The 18,553-nt window shown below is 36.3% G+C and carries 16 protein-coding genes and 3 pseudogenes; 10 read left to right on the forward strand and 9 right to left on the reverse strand.

Annotated features, from left to right (window positions below):
* Positions 1 to 76: 76 nt before the first annotated feature.
* Positions 77 to 1,354: a UDP-N-acetylglucosamine 1-carboxyvinyltransferase gene (murA, locus tag WKH12_RS03175; RefSeq protein WP_434732625.1), complete on the forward strand. Its 1,278-nt coding sequence runs from the start codon at positions 77 to 79 to the stop codon at positions 1,352 to 1,354.
* A gap of 9 nt (positions 1,355 to 1,363) precedes the next feature.
* Complete coding sequence (gene thyX, locus WKH12_RS03180; RefSeq protein WP_434732626.1) at positions 1,364 to 2,218, forward strand: FAD-dependent thymidylate synthase; 855 nt, start codon at positions 1,364 to 1,366, stop codon at positions 2,216 to 2,218.
* Positions 2,219 to 2,290: 72 nt separating this feature from the next.
* Here the strand turns inward: thyX and WKH12_RS03185 are convergent, their stop codons facing one another.
* Positions 2,291 to 5,137, reverse strand: a complete 2,847-nt coding sequence (locus WKH12_RS03185) for an ankyrin repeat domain-containing protein (protein WP_434732627.1) — start codon at positions 5,135 to 5,137, stop codon at positions 2,291 to 2,293.
* 820 nt (positions 5,138 to 5,957) lie between these two features.
* Here WKH12_RS03185 and WKH12_RS03190 point away from each other — a divergent pair.
* Positions 5,958 to 6,903, forward strand: a pseudogene (locus WKH12_RS03190) (IS110 family transposase).
* Between the two features lie 164 nt (positions 6,904 to 7,067).
* Here WKH12_RS03190 and WKH12_RS03195 read toward each other — a convergent pair.
* Positions 7,068 to 7,910: a hypothetical protein gene (locus tag WKH12_RS03195; RefSeq protein WP_434732628.1), complete on the reverse strand. Its 843-nt coding sequence runs from the start codon at positions 7,908 to 7,910 to the stop codon at positions 7,068 to 7,070.
* A gap of 97 nt (positions 7,911 to 8,007) precedes the next feature.
* On the opposite strand from WKH12_RS03195, the gene WKH12_RS03200 reads away from it, so the two are divergent.
* Genes WKH12_RS03200 through WKH12_RS03215 form a run of 4 tightly spaced genes read left to right on the forward strand, consistent with a single transcriptional unit; the run spans position 8,008 to position 9,968 of the window.
* Positions 8,008 to 8,244 (forward strand): hypothetical protein, encoded by a 237-nt coding sequence (locus WKH12_RS03200; RefSeq protein ID WP_434732629.1) that lies wholly within the window; start codon positions 8,008 to 8,010, stop codon positions 8,242 to 8,244.
* On the forward strand, positions 8,220 to 8,426 hold the full coding sequence (locus WKH12_RS03205; protein WP_434732630.1) for a type II toxin-antitoxin system RelE family toxin: 207 nt from the start codon (positions 8,220 to 8,222) through the stop codon (positions 8,424 to 8,426). The genes WKH12_RS03200 and WKH12_RS03205 overlap by 25 nt, the downstream gene beginning before the upstream one ends.
* A 31-nt stretch (positions 8,427 to 8,457) precedes the next feature.
* Positions 8,458 to 9,813, forward strand: coding sequence for an IS66 family transposase (gene tnpC, locus WKH12_RS03210; protein WP_434732010.1), 1,356 nt, complete (start codon positions 8,458 to 8,460; stop codon positions 9,811 to 9,813).
* 20 nt (positions 9,814 to 9,833) lie between these two features.
* Positions 9,834 to 9,968 carry a type II toxin-antitoxin system RelE family toxin gene (locus tag WKH12_RS03215; RefSeq protein WP_434732642.1) on the forward strand — a complete coding sequence of 45 codons (135 nt, stop codon included), beginning with the start codon at positions 9,834 to 9,836 and terminating at the stop codon, positions 9,966 to 9,968.
* Positions 9,969 to 9,972: 4 nt separating this feature from the next.
* Here WKH12_RS03215 and WKH12_RS03220 read toward each other — a convergent pair whose 3' ends face one another.
* Positions 9,973 to 10,485, reverse strand: a complete 513-nt coding sequence (locus WKH12_RS03220; RefSeq protein ID WP_434732631.1) for a hypothetical protein — start codon at positions 10,483 to 10,485, stop codon at positions 9,973 to 9,975.
* A 75-nt stretch (positions 10,486 to 10,560) separates the two neighbouring features.
* Between WKH12_RS03220 and WKH12_RS03225 the strand changes: the two are divergent.
* A pseudogene (locus tag WKH12_RS03225) lies at positions 10,561 to 11,005 on the forward strand (winged helix-turn-helix domain-containing protein); the annotation flags it as partial.
* 26 nt (positions 11,006 to 11,031) lie between these two features.
* Here WKH12_RS03225 and WKH12_RS03230 read toward each other — a convergent pair.
* The 5 genes and pseudogenes from WKH12_RS03230 to icd all read right to left on the reverse strand — a co-directional run bounded on the left by WKH12_RS03230 (position 11,032) and on the right by icd (position 14,110).
* Entirely contained in the window at positions 11,032 to 11,274 is a 243-nt protein-coding gene (locus WKH12_RS03230) for a transposase (RefSeq protein WP_353277959.1), read from the reverse strand.
* 160 nt (positions 11,275 to 11,434) lie between these two features.
* Positions 11,435 to 11,719, reverse strand: a pseudogene (locus tag WKH12_RS03235) (IS630 transposase-related protein); the annotation flags it as partial.
* A gap of 52 nt (positions 11,720 to 11,771) precedes the next feature.
* Positions 11,772 to 11,873 carry an IS630 transposase-related protein gene (locus WKH12_RS03240; RefSeq protein WP_253309320.1) on the reverse strand — a complete coding sequence of 34 codons (102 nt, stop codon included), beginning with the start codon at positions 11,871 to 11,873 and terminating at the stop codon, positions 11,772 to 11,774.
* A 152-nt stretch (positions 11,874 to 12,025) separates the two neighbouring features.
* Positions 12,026 to 12,664, reverse strand: a complete 639-nt coding sequence (gene nth, locus WKH12_RS03245) for an endonuclease III (protein ID WP_434732632.1) — start codon at positions 12,662 to 12,664, stop codon at positions 12,026 to 12,028.
* 27 nt (positions 12,665 to 12,691) lie between these two features.
* Complete coding sequence (icd, locus tag WKH12_RS03250) at positions 12,692 to 14,110, reverse strand: isocitrate dehydrogenase (protein ID WP_434732633.1); 1,419 nt, start codon at positions 14,108 to 14,110, stop codon at positions 12,692 to 12,694.
* Positions 14,111 to 14,255: 145 nt separating this feature from the next.
* Here icd and WKH12_RS03255 point away from each other — a divergent pair, with 145 nt between their 5' ends.
* Positions 14,256 to 14,753 carry an RDD family protein gene (locus WKH12_RS03255; RefSeq protein WP_264735814.1) on the forward strand — a complete coding sequence of 166 codons (498 nt, stop codon included), beginning with the start codon at positions 14,256 to 14,258 and terminating at the stop codon, positions 14,751 to 14,753.
* 397 nt (positions 14,754 to 15,150) lie between these two features.
* Complete coding sequence (gene tnpC, locus WKH12_RS03260) at positions 15,151 to 16,506, forward strand: IS66 family transposase (RefSeq protein WP_434732634.1); 1,356 nt, start codon at positions 15,151 to 15,153, stop codon at positions 16,504 to 16,506.
* Between the two features lie 453 nt (positions 16,507 to 16,959).
* On the opposite strand, the gene ltrA is transcribed toward tnpC (WKH12_RS03260), so the two are convergent.
* On the reverse strand, positions 16,960 to 18,303 hold the full coding sequence (gene ltrA, locus WKH12_RS03265) for a group II intron reverse transcriptase/maturase (protein WP_434732173.1): 1,344 nt from the start codon (positions 18,301 to 18,303) through the stop codon (positions 16,960 to 16,962).
* Positions 18,304 to 18,553: the final 250 nt, after the last annotated feature.

Consider the following 18,553-nt stretch of genomic DNA (forward strand, 5'->3'; position numbering starts at 1 on the left):
TGATAGCTATATTATCTGTAATTTGCCTTTTACTGTCGATTTACTATACTTATTTGGTAAGATCTAGCTTAATTAAATGCACAAAATATTAGTAAGTAGTAACCATAAACCTCTGGTCGGAAAAATCAAGATTAATGGCTCAAAAAATGCTGTTTTACCAATAATGGCAGCAAGTCTATTGAGTAGCTTCTCGGTAATTTTGCATAATGTACCTGATTTAATTGATGTGCATCTAATGTCTAAGCTGCTTGAGAGTCTTGGAGCGAAAGTGAATTTTACACGCAATAAAGATTATAAAGCAAATCATACTTTGGAAATTGATTGCAGTAATATCAACAATCACGTAATGTCACACGAAACTGCAAGTAAGCTGCGAGCATCTCTTTTAATGCTAGGTCCAATTCTCAGTAGATTTGGTAAAATCACAACAGTCTTTCCTGGTGGATGCAATATCGGAAAGCGTCCCGTTGATATGCATATCAAAGCATTAGAAGAAATGGGAGCTAAAATTGAAGTTGAAGGCTGTAATATAATTGCAACAGTGAAAGGAAAGCTACAAGGAAAAGAAGTTATACTTGAGAAAATAAGCGTTGGTGCAACAGAAAATGTAATAATGGCAGCAACACTTGCAGAAGGAGTGACAATAATAAACAATGCTGCAACGGAGCCGGAAGTTCTTGATTTAATAGAGTTCCTAAAGAAAATGGGTGCTAATATTGAGATTAGTGATACAAGGATCAAAATAACAGGAGTTGAAGAATTAAATGGATGTGTTCATAAAATAATACCAGATCGCATAGAAGCAGGCACCTATGCACTAGCTGCTATAATAACCGGTGGTAAGTTGGAGTTAGAAGGAATAAGTCTATCTGATATAAGATGTATTGTGAATGAATTGAAGGCTATAGGGGCTAATGTTGAACTATATAATGAGGGGGTTATGATTTCCAGAAAAAATTGCTCTATTAGGTCTGCTAACATTGCAACAGATCCATACCCCAACTTTCCCAGTGATATGCAACCACAACTGATGTCTGCAATGTGCATCGCTGATGGGATATCAGTAATTGAAGAGAACATTTTTGAAAACAGATTTGCACATGCAGATGAATTGAGAAAGTTAGGCGCTAATATCAGCATCGAGAAAAGCAAAGCTACTATAAGTGGAATAAAAAGCTTATCTGGAGCTAATCTGTGTGCCACTGACTTAAGGTCAACAGCAGCTTTGGTACTTGCTTCTTTGGTAGCTGGTGGAGAAACTACAATAAATAATTCGCATCATTTATGGAGAGGATATGAAGCAATGCACGAAAAACTCAATTCATGTGGAGCTGATATTTCCATTTCATCTTGAGGATATTTTATGAATGAAGCAACTAAACGAACTACAGTAAAAGAAATAGATGAAATCTTATATGAAGAACATAAGGTATTAGACCATGGATTTATTCGAGTAGTGGATTATATGGGCTCTGATAGCGCTATAGTTCAAGCTGCTCGTGTTTCTTATGGCAAGGGAACAAAACAGATAAGTCAGGATGAAGCACTTATAAAGTATTTAATGAGACATCATCATACAACTCCATTTGAAATGTGTGAAATTAAGTTTCACGTGAAACTTCCAATTTTTGTTGCAAGGCAATGGATAAGGCATAGAACTGCAAATATGAATGAATATTCGGCAAGATATTCAATACTTGACAATGAATTTTATATACCAAAACCAGAACAGATTGCAAAACAATCTGATAATAATAAACAAGGTAGCGGTGAAGCTTTTGATCCGGATACCTCAAAGGAAATAATAGATTCTCTAACAAACGACTCTAATTTAGTATATTCTCATTATGAAAAATTTATTGAGCAGGGGCTTGCAAGAGAAATTGCCCGAACTAACCTAACGCTTAATTACTACACGCAATTTTATTGGAAAATAGATCTGCATAACCTCCTTCATTTTTTGAAGCTTAGAGCTGATAAGCATGCCCAATATGAAATCAGAGTTTATGCAGAAGTTATGCTGGATATAATAAAAAAATGGGTCCCATTGGCCTACAATGCCTTTGTTGAATATTGCCTAGAATCAGCTTGTATTTCAAGAACTGGTCTAGAAATAATTCGCAAATTAATTAAAGGGGAAAACGTTACTAGAGAAGAAAGTAATATTGGTAAAAGAGAATGGGACGAGCTGATGTCTATACTTGATAAACAATCTTAAAGATAAAGGCATACGTATCAATCTCCTCTGTCAGTTAACTCTCGTTCACCAAATTGAATCTTGCTTTTTACATCACATTAACTCATCACTTTTATAGAACATCTCATTAAAATCATCCAAAGTTCCAAAATCTTTATTTTGAACAAATAGATGACCATCTGTTATGTATGCCTTAGGCAGGGTAAATGGTTTATCATAATGCTGCGATGCTGGCCTAACAATTTCATTATATAAAACCATTACTTGCTCGTAGTTATATCCATCACCAGCATGATATTTACCACGTACGGTATCATAAAAATTCTTTATATCATCATATGTCACTTGCAGCTCCACCTCATACTTTCCCACTTCAAGAGGACTTCCTGTCCTTATTTTAAAGGGATGTTGTGCATTTGCAATACTGTTAGAATCTTCTGCTTCACTATCAGAATTTTTATCCATATTTTCTATCACACTTGCCATAACAGTTTCTTGTTCGTCTTCTATTGGTTTTGCTTGTTTTTCAATTTTATTATTGCTACTGTCAGTTTCCACAGTGACTTTTCTTGTTTCCATATCTTTTTGAGCTTTCTCATTACTTTGCTTGCGTATTTCATCTCCATGCAATTTCTCCTGCAGAGCTTTTTCCATGTCAGCATAACCGTCACGATTGCTTTGCAAAGCTGGTTGATCTTCAACATAACTGCTGCTATCATCTGCTTGCATTTGATCTATATAGTTAGATTCTTCTTCCTGTATAGTATTTTTTGTAACTCCCTTAAGGTAATCAAGCATATCTTTTCCAGTCTTTTCCCAACTTGCAGCATCTGCATATTTTCTATCATTATTGATTACATCCTTTAATATTCTTCTATCATCTATCCATTGTTCAGCATGCTCAAATAGCGTCCATCCTTCATTACCACAAATATCAACATCAGCTCCATTCTCTATCAGGTACTTTACTTTGTCCAATTGCCCATGCCTTACTGCATGAATAAGTGGTGTCCAGCCTTCACTATCTCGAACCTCAATATTTGCATTATTCTTTATTAAATATTCTAATATCTCTTGATTTCCTAAATTAACAGCAAAGTGTAAAGGTGCTAAACCGTAACTATCTTTAACATTAACATCTGCACCATGCTCTATTAGGTAATTTGCTACCTCTATATTTTTCATGCTCATGGCAAAATGTAATGGAGATTTACCAGAACTAATATCTCGAGTATTAATATCTACATTGTGATCTATTAAGTATTTAGCTATCTCTGTATGTTTGAGTTCAATAGCATAATGTAGTAGTGTTTGAGCAGAGGTGTTTTTGACATTAAGATCTGCACCATGTTGAGCTAAATATTCCACCATATCCAGGTCACCTAGCTTAACAAAATGGAATATCGGATTACGTACATTAATATCTGCACCATTGTCCACAAGATATTTTACTAAAGCTGTGTTCTTTATAGCATAGTCGAGCGGCCTGAGATTGTGAGCATCTGGAATATTAGGATTTGCACCATGTTCCACTAAGTATTCAACTATTCCCATGTTTCCCGATTTTATGGCATAGTGCAAAGGTGTCTTAAAACAAGAGTAATCAGTTCCTTCGTAATAAATATCTTGAGAATTGAGATTTGCACCTTGATCGATAAGATATTTTGCTATTTCTGTATTTCCTGATTTAATAGCATGATGTAGCGGTGTTTGTCCGGCTTTATCTTTCGCGTCAATATTTGCGCTATGTTCTACAAGTTCGATAACTTCATTCAAATCCCCTGATAAAGAAGCAGAGTGCAAACGCGTCGCACCGGTTACCTCATTTGTTTCATTTATGTTTCCTATAGTATCTTCTGCATTATCTTCTTCAACTGCCCTTTTCTTTCTAGATTTGACTTCACTTTTCACTGTAACTTCTTCGTTCATAGGTTGATCACTAAACATAACTTCTGCATCTATCTGGTTACTATCTTTCTCCAACTCATGAGATAATTTTTCAGATAGCTGATCACCACTCAAATATGGTTCCTTTGAATATTTAGCATAATTATAGGGATCAGTGCTGTCTGCTGAATAAAACCCACTTTCAAAGTCTGAGTAGAAGCTTTGATTGAGCGCGAAAAATAAATTTTCATAATCAAGTAGCATGTCATAATCAGAGCTAACACAATGCAAGAATTCACTATCTTCATAATCTGCTATATAGAATTTTTCGGAATCAAGGGTAATTTCATTTGTCCCCTTACCTTCTGCAGTAAACTGTAAAACTACTTCTGAACGCCCGTTACCTACGTCATTACCTTTTACCACTTTAAACAAGGTAATTTCACCTTTTTCTATGAACTCCTTTAATTTCTCATTCTTTTGATCTAATTCTTCTTCTGCTTGTCTTTTCTCTCTTATCAATTTCTCCTCTTTTTCAGTAGCTCCATTTTGCAACTGTAAAAACATCTCTTGTGTGGTTAAGCTATTTGTGTTGCTTAAAAAATTATCTAACATATTTGATGCAATTGGTGACAATTCACCGTGATCATCAAATACTTTTTCCTTTGCCTTATCATAGTGATTTGGGTTATAGATTGCATAAAGAGGATAAAAGCCATAATCTGCTATTGACGCCCCATCAGATGATAGTTCCATTGAGAATCCATAGTGATTAAGTGGAAGATTGGAAGTTAAATATCTACCGTTATCATCCCTAACGTATAGCTCACTTCTACCATTGTGCTCACTATATTTATTGTAGTAGATATAAAAATTCTCATGGTTAAGATTGAAGTGATCATCTAGGTTATCGAATTGAATTGTACTGCCAAGCTTCTCACGCAAAAGATTTTTGCTTTCATCTGTAAGCCTCATACGTGCAGAAAAGTAGTATCGATCTATAGGTTCGCCTTTTTCTATCTCAAAGTTCAAAGTAATCTTGTCGTTGACCATTGGTAGCCTCCAAACATTATGTAAATCTATTCATTATTTTATTTATCAATCATACGGTGTGTACTATGAAAAATGTGTTAAGTATTAAGATTTTTTTTTCTGTATCTAGATAAGGTAACAGTAATCTGTCATTTCAGCGCGTGAAGCTGGAATCCAGCTTTTTAAGTCATGAGAGCTACGAAAAATTACTTTACAAACTCCGCCAGCCCCCTTATCATGAAACTGAAGCTATTTATTTATCTTCGCAATCTGTGCAGGTTAATGACAAAAAACTTAGGGTATTTGGCGTCTCATGTTTAATTTTTCGCACTACGTGCATCGCATGTCTTTAAAAATTTCTGGGTTTTTACCTATAAAAGCCGAAACGCGCTTACAAAGCGTTTAAAACATAAAAAAACGCCATACTTGAAAGTATAATGTAAGTAATTAGCCAACCACGGGGCTTCTTTTGCCTTTTTTCTTCGTTTAGTAAATTTCTTAATGTTTATAGCTAAAGTAACTTAGGTTCATCGACAATCGTCATCCCGCTACGTGTTAGCGGGATCTATGCTAAGAGATACCGCGAATGAATCGCGGTATGACGGTTAATTATTCCGTGACGGTTGTAAGTTGGAAATGTGATATAAAAGAGGCAAGAAGGAAGATAACCTATAAAAATGTGGTTATCACAGGCTTGAGCGACCGTGAGACGGTAGTATTACACATACGTAGATATCAAGGTACTCAAGCCTATCCTTCGAGACGTTTGAATAGTTGTTTGGGACATATATATGCACCCGTTTACAATCTTAAATTTTAACTTAAACTCTCGAGGTTCTTTATGGTTACATCTTATCAAAATTTTATTGGCATTGATATCGGAAAACTTGAATTTTTTACTGCAGTTAATGAACAAAAAGGTGTCATCAAATTTGACAATAGTTGTGTTGGTTGGAAACAATTCTACCAAAAATTTTCAAATATCTTGCCCAACTCCATGGTAATTTTAGAAGCTACAGGAGGTTATGAGCTTGGCTTATTGTATTTTCTTATTGATAGAAACATTGCTGTGCATCGTGCTAATACTCGTCAAGTTAAAAACTTCATTCTATCTCATGGAACTTTGGCAAAGACCGACAGTCTTGATGCAAAAGCGCTTGCCCAATATGGTTCTGAGCGTTGTGGACATTTGCAGCTATTTACACCTATCTCAAAAGAACAAACCACCTTGTTTGCACTTTGTCAGCGTCGTGACGATATTACGAAAATGCTTGTTCAAGAGAAGAATAGGCTAAAAACTCCTGGAAATGATTACATTAAGGAAAGTTGTCAACAAGCTATTGAATTCCTCAACAACCAGGTAGAAAAGCTTGATCAAGCTATACAAAAAATAGTCAATGAAAATCCTGAATTGCAACGATGCCAAAAAATTCTTGAAACAGTCCCTGGAATAGGTAGAAAAACCTCTCAATGTTTATTGTGTCTCATACCGGAACTTGGTTCTTTAAATAAAAGGCAAATTGCAAGCCTTGCAGGTGTTGCGCCTCATCCTAAGGAAAGTGGTAAAGCTATTGGCTACCGAAGGATTATAGGTGGAAGAAGTAACGTTCGTTCAAAGCTTTTTACAGCTGCCATGGCTGCTGCAAGGTCCAAATCTGCACTTGGTGCCTTTTATTCTAAGCTTATAAAGTGGTAAGAAGAAGATGGTGGCTATAACAGCTCTAATGCGTAAAATAATAGTGATTGCTAATGCAAGGCTTAAAGAAGCAGTTAATTTGCATATTTAAAAATTTACATAGCAATAACTGAAATTGGTTAATGAATATGCGCGTCCACACACATTAAAAGCGCATATTCATTAACTTAAGCAGAAATTGCTGTGGTGGCTGTTTGATACAAAATTCTGTTTCTATAACAAATGGGTTTTTATTGCCCATATGAAGTTGCAAAATTACAAATAAAAAATTTTAAAAAAAACATAGTTGATATCTGCTTTTTCCTTGATCCTAAGTTCCTGCATTGGCAATCTATTCTCATCAATACTCGTGCCATCTTCAAGTACTGCAGGTATTATGATCTTCTCAAACTGTCGCTCTGATTTTTTCTCTAAATAACCAAATATGTCGTAAACACTGATCCTTTGACCAATCACTAAAAATGGCGTATCAGCAGTATTACGCCTTGAAGTTATGCATTGTTCAAACTTTTGACAGGCACTGATCAGCGATACCCGACTATAAGCGCAGCTTGCATCATGTAAATCATCAAGGATAATGCAACCACCGTACTTTCGACCTTCATCAAAATCAAGAGAACTATCCCCAGCTCCTGTACCTGTTACATGCCCTGATATTGAAAAGCCATTAACAAAACCTCCTTCTTTAGTTCTAATTACTCGCGTACTTTTGCGACCAACTACTTTTACGTTTGGAAAGACTTGACGGTAAAATGGAGACTCAAGGACAATGTGCAGTTCATTGATTTTTTCACGCATCAAATCTCTTTGGTGCGTAATATACATAAACTTTGCCCTTGGATTATTACCGAGGGCAAACGCCACATGAAATATAAAACCCAGTGTTGTCTTAGCACAGCGTGGTGGTATGTTCCACCATTGACTGTGTGCTTTTTCAAACACCAAGCGATTAATGCTGCTGAACAGCACCCACAAATAGTTTTTGCTGCCATCTTTTCTTTTTAAATTTAATCTGATATTAAACACTCGCAGCATGCCTTGAAACGCAAAGAAACCAAAATCTTTGCGGCATAAAATAATATCCTCCTGAGATAGCATTTTTCATCCTTTAAACTAATTCCAGTATACACTAATTTATTGAAAAATTAAAAAAAATGTTGTAAAATTGTTACAGTAGTAGATTTTGGTAAAACTTATGGCAGACTTAAACGCTAATATAGTTCTCAGTAAAGAAACTTTACTGCACCTTGCCGAGCTAGCTGAGCTCACTAAGCAGCCTGCTCAAGAATTAGCAGAGAAACTACTCAGAGAAGCAATTGAGCTTGAAATTGAGGATTTTTTAGTGTCTAAAATTTCTGATGAGCGTGATGTTGAAGGTGCAGAAATGATTAAAAGTGAGGATGTAGATTGGGATACACTATTATCTTCGTAGGAAAAGTTATTAGGAAAGACCTTCCTGACCTTCCAAAAACAATAAGGTTGAGGGTTGTAAAGGCGATAAATGAACGACTTGCAGTCGACCCAATAAATCTTGGTGAACCACTACATCATAGCTTAAAAGGGGTAACCGTTCACGGAGATAAGGTGGTTTACAAAGTAAGTATAAAAGTGTAAAGAGATAGGAAGCTAAATATGGAATGGGTAAATGACAACAGTGCTGCAAGAAAAGGTTGTAGCAGAAAACGCTAATCTCAAGGAAGAAATAAAAGCACTGATCAGAGAAAATGATAGCTTGAAAGCAAAAATAGTTGAATTAGAAGACAAATTGGGCTTAAATTCGCAAAATTCATCGCTGCCACCATCACGAGATATATATCGTAAGAAAGCAAAAAAGAAAAGTGATAAAAAACCAGGAGGTCAGCCAGGACATAAGGTGCATAAGCGTGAATTAATGGCTGCAGACGAGGTAGTGAGATGCACAATTGATACAATTTGTATGTGTGGAGGTAAGATTACTTTAGAAGATGAAATTATTCATCAGAAGGCAGAGTTGCCAGAAATTAAGCCAATTGTAACTGAGTACAGGTTGCAAAGAGGACATTGTAGAGTATGTAATAAAAGAATTACAGCAAATTTACCCGAAGGTGTTGCAAGAGATTTTCTAGGACCCAATGCTAAAACAGTTATAAGCAGCCTTAGCGGCTTTTTTATTAACTCAAAAAGAGAGGTACAGCAAATTTTGGGCAGTATTTTTAATCTAAATATAAGCCTTGGTTTAGTCTCAAATACTGAACGCAGGGTATCGAAGAAGTGTGCATCTGAATATGAGAAAATGAAGGAAGAGTTGCAAGGAAGCGAGTATTTGCATATAGACGAAACAGGGCACAGAAATCAAGGAAAGAGAGGCTGGAGTTGGGTAATAACAAACAAAGCGTTGACACTTCTGAAGGTAAGCGAGTCTCGTGGTAAGAAGGTGTTGAAGAGTTTACTGCCAGAATATGATGGTATATTTGTGAGCGATAGATACGCTGTATACAATTACTTCAATCGTGAAAATAGACAGATATGTTGGGCACATCTGGCAAGAGATTTTGAGAGATTTGCCCATAGTAAAAATGTTGAAGTGAGCAAAATTGGCCAAGCACTAAAATCGCTCAGCAATAAGGTGTTTGTAGTAGATAAGGCAAAAAAACAAAATTTGATAGATAATTTGAGATTTTATCGACTGGTGCGAAAAATTCGGAAAAGGGTAAAACATTTTTTACGTAAAATGACGAGGGTTGCAAATAGCACTCAAGCTTCAAGAATGGCCGCTAAGATGTTACGATCTGAGGATATGATGTGGAAGTTTTTAAGAAAACCTGAAGTGATAGAAACAACTAATAACCTTGCAGAACGGCAAATTAGACGGTACGTAATTTATCGTAAAAACAGCTTTTTCACCTGGTCAGAACGTGGAGAAAGATTCGTGGAAAGAATGTTGTCGATATTTTTGACATCACGTCTAAATGGCCAGAACCCCTTTCAAAAGCTACAGAATCTAGTAGCTGTCACTGCTTAGTTCTTTAATTCATTCTCACAATCCGTGAACGGTTACTAAAAGGGCGTAGAAGGTTAAGAGTAGGTGACTATCGTGTGGTTTATAGGGTAAATCAACCAGAACGTACAGTGGTTATCACAGAGATAGGACATAGAGATAACATTTACAAAAGATAAGTAACTATGCTGACGCTATTGCAAACTTTCCTGCAGTTTTACCAAACTCACCCAACATTTGATTTATAGCTATCCAACGATCATTTAAAGATTTTCCGTAAGAAGTGTAACCACCACCTAGATTTTGACCAATTTGTGCACCAAGTCCATGTGCTCCGATAAGACTTTGCAGCCCTCCTAAAGATGAACCGATAAAGTCATTCAAGCCACGCGACGCAAGTTCAGAGTTTAAACTTGCAACTTTAGATAGACCATAGCTTGATTGATCAAGCCCACTTGCTCTTAATTGGTTGCCAATCATTTGATTGCTAATAAACTGCTGGTAAGGATTGCCTTGATATTGCGATGCTATTTGATTAATAAATCCTCCTGGACCATCTTTTCCTAAGCCCCCAAGACTATCCATGAATTTATTGTACCGACCATACAATTCTTTTTGTACTCCGATATTATTTTCAAATTGGCGATTAGCTTTAGAACTACCAAAAAGAAAGTCAAATAAATCTCCTAATACCAATTCCCGCTATACAAGTAACGGATAGACAATAATGGAAAAAAGCCATACTGGAGTAAGTAAAATAGCGAGGTTTAAATGGCATTAAGATCAAAATTATTGGATGAAAAAGTGAGCAAAAGAAATGCTGAAGAAAGTAAGAAATAATGCATATGTTGCAAAAAAACTAAATGCTGTAATTGCAGCAAAAAAGCATAGTATAACAGCCGTAGCAAAAATATGTTGCATTCCAAGAAAGGCACTTACTGCATGACCTAAAATTTGGCAGAGAAGAAAAATTATTTGCTCCACTTCAACGCCGTAGAAAAACTATATTGAACCAAAGCCAACTTGAACAAGTTGAAGCATGGATACAAGAAAATCCCAACATTACCATTAAAGAAACGAGAATAAGAATTCAGGAAAAGTTTGGTTTAGCAAGTCTACAGTACACCGTAATATGCAAAGAATGAAATTCTCATATATCACACCAAGACCAGTGCATAACGGACAAGATAAAAGTAAACAAGAGGAGTTTAAAAAAAAATCTTAATGAAACTATAGTATTTTCTAAAACGAATGATAAACGTCTAAAATGGTATTACCAACTAAAAGGTGTAAGTCTGTACATTGATGCATTAGAGGTCTGAGGCGACTTTTGATGGTGTGCCAACAATGCTCTATCGGATTTAGATCAGGTGAATATGTTGGAAGATAAAGCAAATGACAGCCAAAAGACTCTATTAATGACTTTGTTTTGGGAGTTTTATGGAATGTAGCATTATCCATAACTATGGTTGTATTACGCTGCAATTGTGGTTCGCTCTAATCATACATTAAATACATCTTTATTACACCCTCCTGTGAAGGTCATTGGTGCAATAAACTTCTTTTCAATCCATCCACCTATTATACTCACTCTTTCCCACTTTTTTCCTGGAACATCAGCATATATTTTTTCTCCTCTTGGAGCTCATGCATATTCTCGGTATAGTCTATTATCAACTCCTGCTTCATCTATATATAAAATGCTACAGTGGTCTATTTTTGAGACTTTATCGATAAATTGCTGCCTATCTTCTTGATTGCGCTCTTGATAGAATGTGACTTTTTTTAAGGTTATTTTTAGCTGTTTTAACCTATACCAAATTGCACTTATTCCAAAGCCAAGGTTTTGTTTCATTTCTGCTAGTGTGTGATCTGGGTGTTTTTTAACATAGTCTACAAGTATTTTTGGGTCTATTTTCCGAATAAAACCAGTACTTTTTACCGCTTTGAGACCTTGGCCAGTAGCTTTCTTTTTTAGCCATCTATATAGTTTCTATCTCAAAAACCTCTGCAACTTCAACCTTTGACTTTCCTTTTTCTACCAAAGACACTGCTTTTTCCCTTAAATCTACACTATATACCATCGCTTTCCCTACTTTAAAAAAACATATTATACCTTTATCATTCGCTTTTGAAAATACTATAGTTTGCTTATGAGCAACCTGGATCCCAGCGTCAGCTACTCGGATGATAAAAGGAAGGAATATCGGAGTGACAAGAAAGGGGTCATAGTGTGCTAGACTTTATACCTTTTGCATTCAAACTCACACAAATCATGAATTATACACGTTTCACACGAAGGCTTTTGCGCTTTGCAAACATATCTACCATGCAAAACTAGCCAGTGATGAGCATAAAGCAGGTATTCTTTTGGAACTACATTTAAAAGAGATTGCTCTGTTTTAAACACATCTTTTTCTCTCACAAGTCCAAGTCTATTGCTTACTCTAAAAACATGAGTATCAACTGCCAATGTTGGAATACCAAGTCCTGAATTTAAGAACACATTAGCGCTCTTTCTCCCAACCCCTGGTAAAGATACCAAATCATCGAAATCAGTAGGCACTTTGCTATTGTACTGCTCAATCAATATTTTGCTGAGCCCGATTATGTTTTTTGCTTTGGAATTATATAAACCAATACTGCTTATGCATTTTCTCAGCTCATTTTGCCCAAAACTCAGCATCTTTTCTGGCGTATCAGCGATATTAAATAGTTCTCTTGTAATTTTATTAACGCTTACATCGGTTGTCCGTGCTGATAAAACTATCGCAACTAGTAGTGTAAAATGATTGGTATAATTTAGCTCTATTTTTGGCGCAGGATTTGATTGTTGAAACTTTTTAAATATTAGTTCTATTTTTTTTGAATCCATTTCATTTATCACACCTCTTTTAAAGAATTAAGAAAAGAACCCCTCTTTCCCATCATATAAATACAACTTATCCATTCTCACCACGTCAAAGCTATTTTCTTCGAGTTTGATTAGCAAGTTATTTACATCACTATTTGTAATAGCTTGCTTTTCATTATTTGCGATAAACCTACAGGTTATTTGATCGCTTGAAGATTTTGAGCTTCTTGGCCAAATTGCCAGTCCTTTTGAGTATATTGCTATCATTTGCAGATTATTTAATCCTACTATTTGATCAAAATTGCTGGATTTGTCCCAAGCAAGCGTTATATCACTACCCACTAGCTTTTTAACTTTGTAATCTTGTTCGTAATTGTCTTGTACTTTATTTATTTTACTATCTGAACCACTGCTAATTATAAGCTCAGGTAATGTTGCAGGTTTCTTTCCTAGATTATCTATAACAGCTTCTGCAAATTCTTTTGTACCAACTTTCTGTTTACTTCTTTTCTCCTTATACAAATCGGCAGTGTGTATTCCATCCTCTAAAGTCTTCAGCCATGCATCGTAGATTAGTTTTGCAGTACCCACTTGACCTATGTAAATTAGCATATGCACTGCAGCATTTAAAAGACCAGAAGGATTAGCTATGTTTTTTCCTGCAATATCAGGAGCAGAACCATGAACCGCTTCAAACATCGCATATTCATTACCTATATTGCTACTTCCAGCGAGTCCCACAGATCCAGAGGTTTGTGCCACTATGTCTGATAATATGTCGCCATATAGATTTTCAGTTACTATAACATCGAAATTCTCCGGTTCTGTGGCAACACGTGCCATTCCAATATCAACTATATAATGTTCTGCCTTTATGTCCTGGTATTCCTTTGCAATGCGATCAAACGCTGCATGGAAAGTTCCGTCAGTCATTTTCATTATGTTGTCTTTAGTCAGGCAAGTTACTTTTTTTCTGTTGTGTTTTTTCGCGTATTCAAAAGCATACCTGCATATCTTCTCTGAGCCAGATCTAGTAATAATTTTAGTGCATTGGTAAGAGTCACCAGTGAGCCTATGCTCTATTCCGGTGTAAACGTCCTCTTCATTTTCGCGTATCACTACGATATCAAACTTATCGAATTTATTCTCTATAACAGGATGATATGAAATACACGGTCTGATATTTGCATATAACCCTAGGTTCTTTCTGAGCGCTACATTTAAGCTTTTGTGGCCTTTACCTTGAGGAGTGGTTGTTGGAGATTTTAATAATATTTTTGTCCTTTCGATAGATTCCCAACCACTTGGAGAAATTCCGTGAGACCATTCCTTACTATAAACACGCTCACCTATTTCAATAATATCCATTGAGATCTTCGCTTCCGCTTCGCGCAATATCGACAGCACCGCTTCCATAATTTCTGGTCCGATACCATCACCATATGCAACTGTGATTGGTGTTGACATAACTTCCCTAACTGTAAATGATTTAATGTTAATTCAAATAATAGAGTGGCACAAGTAGCTAGTATTGCACAAATTAGTATATTTACGATTATTTAATAACGTGCTTTTATAGTATATAATGACATTATGAAATATAGGTAGGGTTATGGATACTGAAGCAAATGTTAAAGTAAATTATGTAGGATTTACAAGGCGTACTGTAACAGCAATACTTGACCAAATAATATTTTTCTTTCCTTCATTCATCCTATACATTGCATTGTTGGGCAATAATGAGGTTAATAATTTTCTTGACGAAATTGAACAGTTAACATCTCCTTATACAATCTTTACATCAGTGCTGTGTACAGTATTAGAAATATTAATGATAACAAGACTGGGAGGTACGCCAGGACAACTGTTGTGTGGTATGTATATCAAAGATGCAGACACATTTAAAAATACTACTCTTATGCAAGCAGCAATAAGGTGTATTTCTGAGACAGTTTTCTTGATTATTTCTTTTTTGCTGACTCACTATGTTTCTCAGTGGTTTATAATTTTACCAATTTTAGTTTTAATATTTGCGATATTCGACCGGCGCAAGCAGACTTTTTATGATAAAATTGCAAAAACAGTAGTAATAGATTATAAACCTAGTTGATATTTTTCTTTAGTTGTTACCACCAAGGGTGTTATTCCAGCGCGTGACGTTAGTTAGAATCCAAAAACCATGAGAGCTACAAAAAATTACTTTACAAACTCCGCCAGCCCCATTATCATAACACTGAAGCTATTTATTTATCTTCGCAATCTCTGCAGTGGATTAATGACAAAAAACTTAATGTATTTGGCGTAAATCATGCTTAATTTTTGCACTATGTGCACCTCATGTCTTTATAAAACTTCTAGGTTTCTACCTATATAAGCTGAAACGCGCTTATAAAGCGTTTAAGACAGTAAAAGACGTCAAATAGACGTAACCGTTCACGGAGATAAGGTGGTTTACAAAGTAAGTATAAAAGTGTAAAGAGATAGGAAGCTAAATATGGAATGGGTAAATGACAACAGTGCTGCAAGAAAAGGTTGTAGCAGAAAACGCTAATCTCAAGGAAGAAATAAAAGCACTGATCAGAGAAAATGATAGCTTGAAAGCAAAAATAGTTGAATTAGAAGACAAATTGGGCTTAAATTCGCAAAATTCATCGCTGCCACCATCACGAGATATATATCGTAAGAAAGCAAAAAAGAAAAGTGATAAAAAACCAGGAGGTCAGCCAGGACATAAGGTGCATAAGCGTGAATTAATGGCTGCAGACGAGGTAGTGAGATGCACAATTGATACAATTTGTATGTGTGGAGGTAAGATTACTTTAGAAGATGAAATTATTCATCAGAAGGCAGAGTTGCCAGAAATTAAGCCAATTGTAACTGAGTACAGGTTGCAAAGAGGACATTGTAGAGTATGTAATAAAAGAATTACAGCAAATTTACCCGAAGGTGTTGCAAGAGATTTTCTAGGACCCAATGCTAAAACAGTTATAAGCAGCCTTAGCGGCTTTTTTATTAACTCAAAAAGAGAGGTACAGCAAATTTTGGGCAGTATTTTTAATCTAAATATAAGCCTTGGTTTAGTCTCAAATACTGAACGCAGGGTATCGAAGAAGTGTGCATCTGAATATGAGAAAATGAAGGAAGAGTTGCAAGGAAGCGAGTATTTGCATATAGACGAAACAGGGCACAGAAATCAAGGAAAGAGAGGCTGGAGTTGGGTAATAACAAACAAAGCGTTGACACTTCTGAAGGTAAGCGAGTCTCGTGGTAAGAAGGTGTTGAAGAGTTTACTGCCAGAATATGATGGTATATTTGTGAGCGATAGATACGCTGTATACAATTACTTCAATCGTGAAAATAGACAGATATGTTGGGCACATCTGGCAAGAGATTTTGAGAGATTTGCCCATAGTAAAAATGTTGAAGTGAGCAAAATTGGCCAAGCACTAAAATCGCTCAGCAATAAGGTGTTTGTAGTAGATAAGGCAAAAAAACAAAATTTGATAGATAATTTGAGATTTTATCGACTGGTGCGAAAAATTCGGAAAAGGGTAAAACATTTTTTACGTAAAATGACGAGGGTTGCAAATAGCACTCAAGCTTCAAGAATGGCCGCTAAGATGTTACGATCTGAGGATATGATGTGGAAGTTTTTAAGAAAACCTGAAGTGATAGAAACAACTAATAACCTTGCAGAACGGCAAATTAGACGGTACGTAATTTATCGTAAAAACAGCTTTTTCACCTGGTCAAAACGTGGAGAAAGATTCGTGGAAAGAATGTTGTCGATATTTTTGACATCACGTCTAAATGGCCAGAACCCCTTTCAAAAGCTACAGAATCTAGTAGCTGTCACTGCTTAGTTCTTTAATTCATTCTCACAATCCGTGAACGGTTACCTTAGATTTACCGACAATTTGAAAAACCGTCATTCCGCTACTAGTTAGCGCCGCGGCGGTATGACGGTTCGCGGCGGTATGACGATAACCTCGTCATCCCGCTACTTGTTAGCGGGATCTATGCTAAGAGATACCGCGGCAGCATAGCTATAGCTATCTTCAAAAATATGGTTGAATAATTGTTAATAATAGTGTATAATTATTAATATTTTCAAGCATTTTTGCCATGGCTCTTTCAAAATTTCTCGATCCTCGCAATGATTTGTGTTTCAAAAAAATCTGTAGGGTCGAGAACTGGCGCGCCTACTTTAGGGTTTGGTGGCTGATCCATTGTTTTCACAATAGGCCTCAATCCAAATTCCCATGTTAACGTTTCCAGCTCCCGCCTCGTCAAACGCAGCATGCGGTTTTCCCGCACTACGCTTTCCTAGCAGATTCTTTACCAAAGTTTATCACATATTGTACTGGTGATGCTTTCGGTTTGTAATACCTTATTCTGTAGTCTGAATATAGACCCAGCGTTTTGTATATCCATTCGCTACTCCACTTCTTCCACCCAAACCCTTTCTTTGCTTTCCTGGCTCGCATTAAGTTGCGTCTTACCTTCTTTTCCACCCAATGTTTTACGTAATTGAACTTTCGACCAGAGTTCCCTATCCTAAAGTAGTTTACCCACCCTCTCAATATCGGATTGATGTCATGTATCACTCTTTTTATCGGTTGCGATTTATAGCGCCGAAATATTTCCTTCAACTTGCGTAGCAGGTTTGTTCGTGCTTTCATCTGCGGTGTTTTCCTGACATTCCATTTTCCTTGTCTTGTGATATTCTCTTGAAAATCAAACCCTAGGAAGCTAAATGTTTCTCCTTTCTTTAGGTTGATGACTTTTGTCTTTTCTTCATTTACGCTCACTTCTAGTTTTGCTAATTCTTCTTCCAACCTTCTGTATACTGCTCTTTCTAGCCATTCCCGTTTCGGGTGTTCACTAATCAGTATCACTAAATCGTCTGCCCATCTGGCATATTCCATACGTTGGTACTTTCCTTCTTTGGTCACCTCTTTTGCTTTCTCCAACATTTTATCTACCTCATTTAGGTATATATTGCTTAGTAGTGGCGAAAGTGGTGATCCTTGTGCTATTCCTCGTTTTCCTCCTGTTTTGAGGATTAGCTTAATCATGCGCATGATTTCTTTGTCATTTATTCTTTTGGCAATCTTTTCCATCAGAATATGATGTCGCACATTGTCGAAGTAGGATTTCAGATCTACGTCAATTACTTTTGTATTGCCTTTGATTGCTGCTTCCGTTACTTTTTGTACTGCTTCATGCGCATTACGCTTAGGTCTATACCCGTATGATCCTTTTTGGAAGTCTGATTCGAATATCGGTTCAAGTATTAGCTTCAGTGCTGTTTGCACTATTCTATCCCGGATGCAGGGTATGTTCAACTTTCTGAATTTTCCTCCAGATTTTGGTATTTCCTTCCTCCGGTTCCTATTTGGGCTATAGGTCTTGGTTATTAGTTCGTGTCTTATTTGTTGAAGATACTTTTCTAAGCCTTCTGCCTCTATCGATTCGAATGTCATCCCATCTATTCCTGGTGCCCCATTACTCTTCTTTGTTAGCTTATATGCTTCTTCCAGTGTCTCCATCTTACAGACGTGAACATAGATTCCCCAGAATCGCCATTCCGGTTCTGCTTTCGCTTTGATATATATCTTTCTTCTCAGGTCTTGTAATTTTATTGGCATTTTTATCATTTTTACCTTTACCTTCCTTTTGTTAAAAGATTTCTACTAGCAGGGTGCCTTTGCTCCATGAGCGTTACCTCACTTCTTCACTACTACGCACCCATCTGCCACCCTCTCATCTTCAGTTCACTTCCTGTTTTCCAGTTATAGAACCTACCTCTCCAAGGTATTTCTCCTTGGGATGAGGAGGGCTTCTCCAGTTGCTTTGTATGTCCTCATTGCCATGCCGTTACTAATACCAATTCCTAAAAATAAATAG

It is taken from the genome of Wolbachia endosymbiont of Zygogramma bicolorata (genome assembly GCF_051130665.1).
In the GTDB taxonomy this organism is placed as follows: Bacteria; Pseudomonadota; Alphaproteobacteria; order Rickettsiales; family Anaplasmataceae; genus Wolbachia.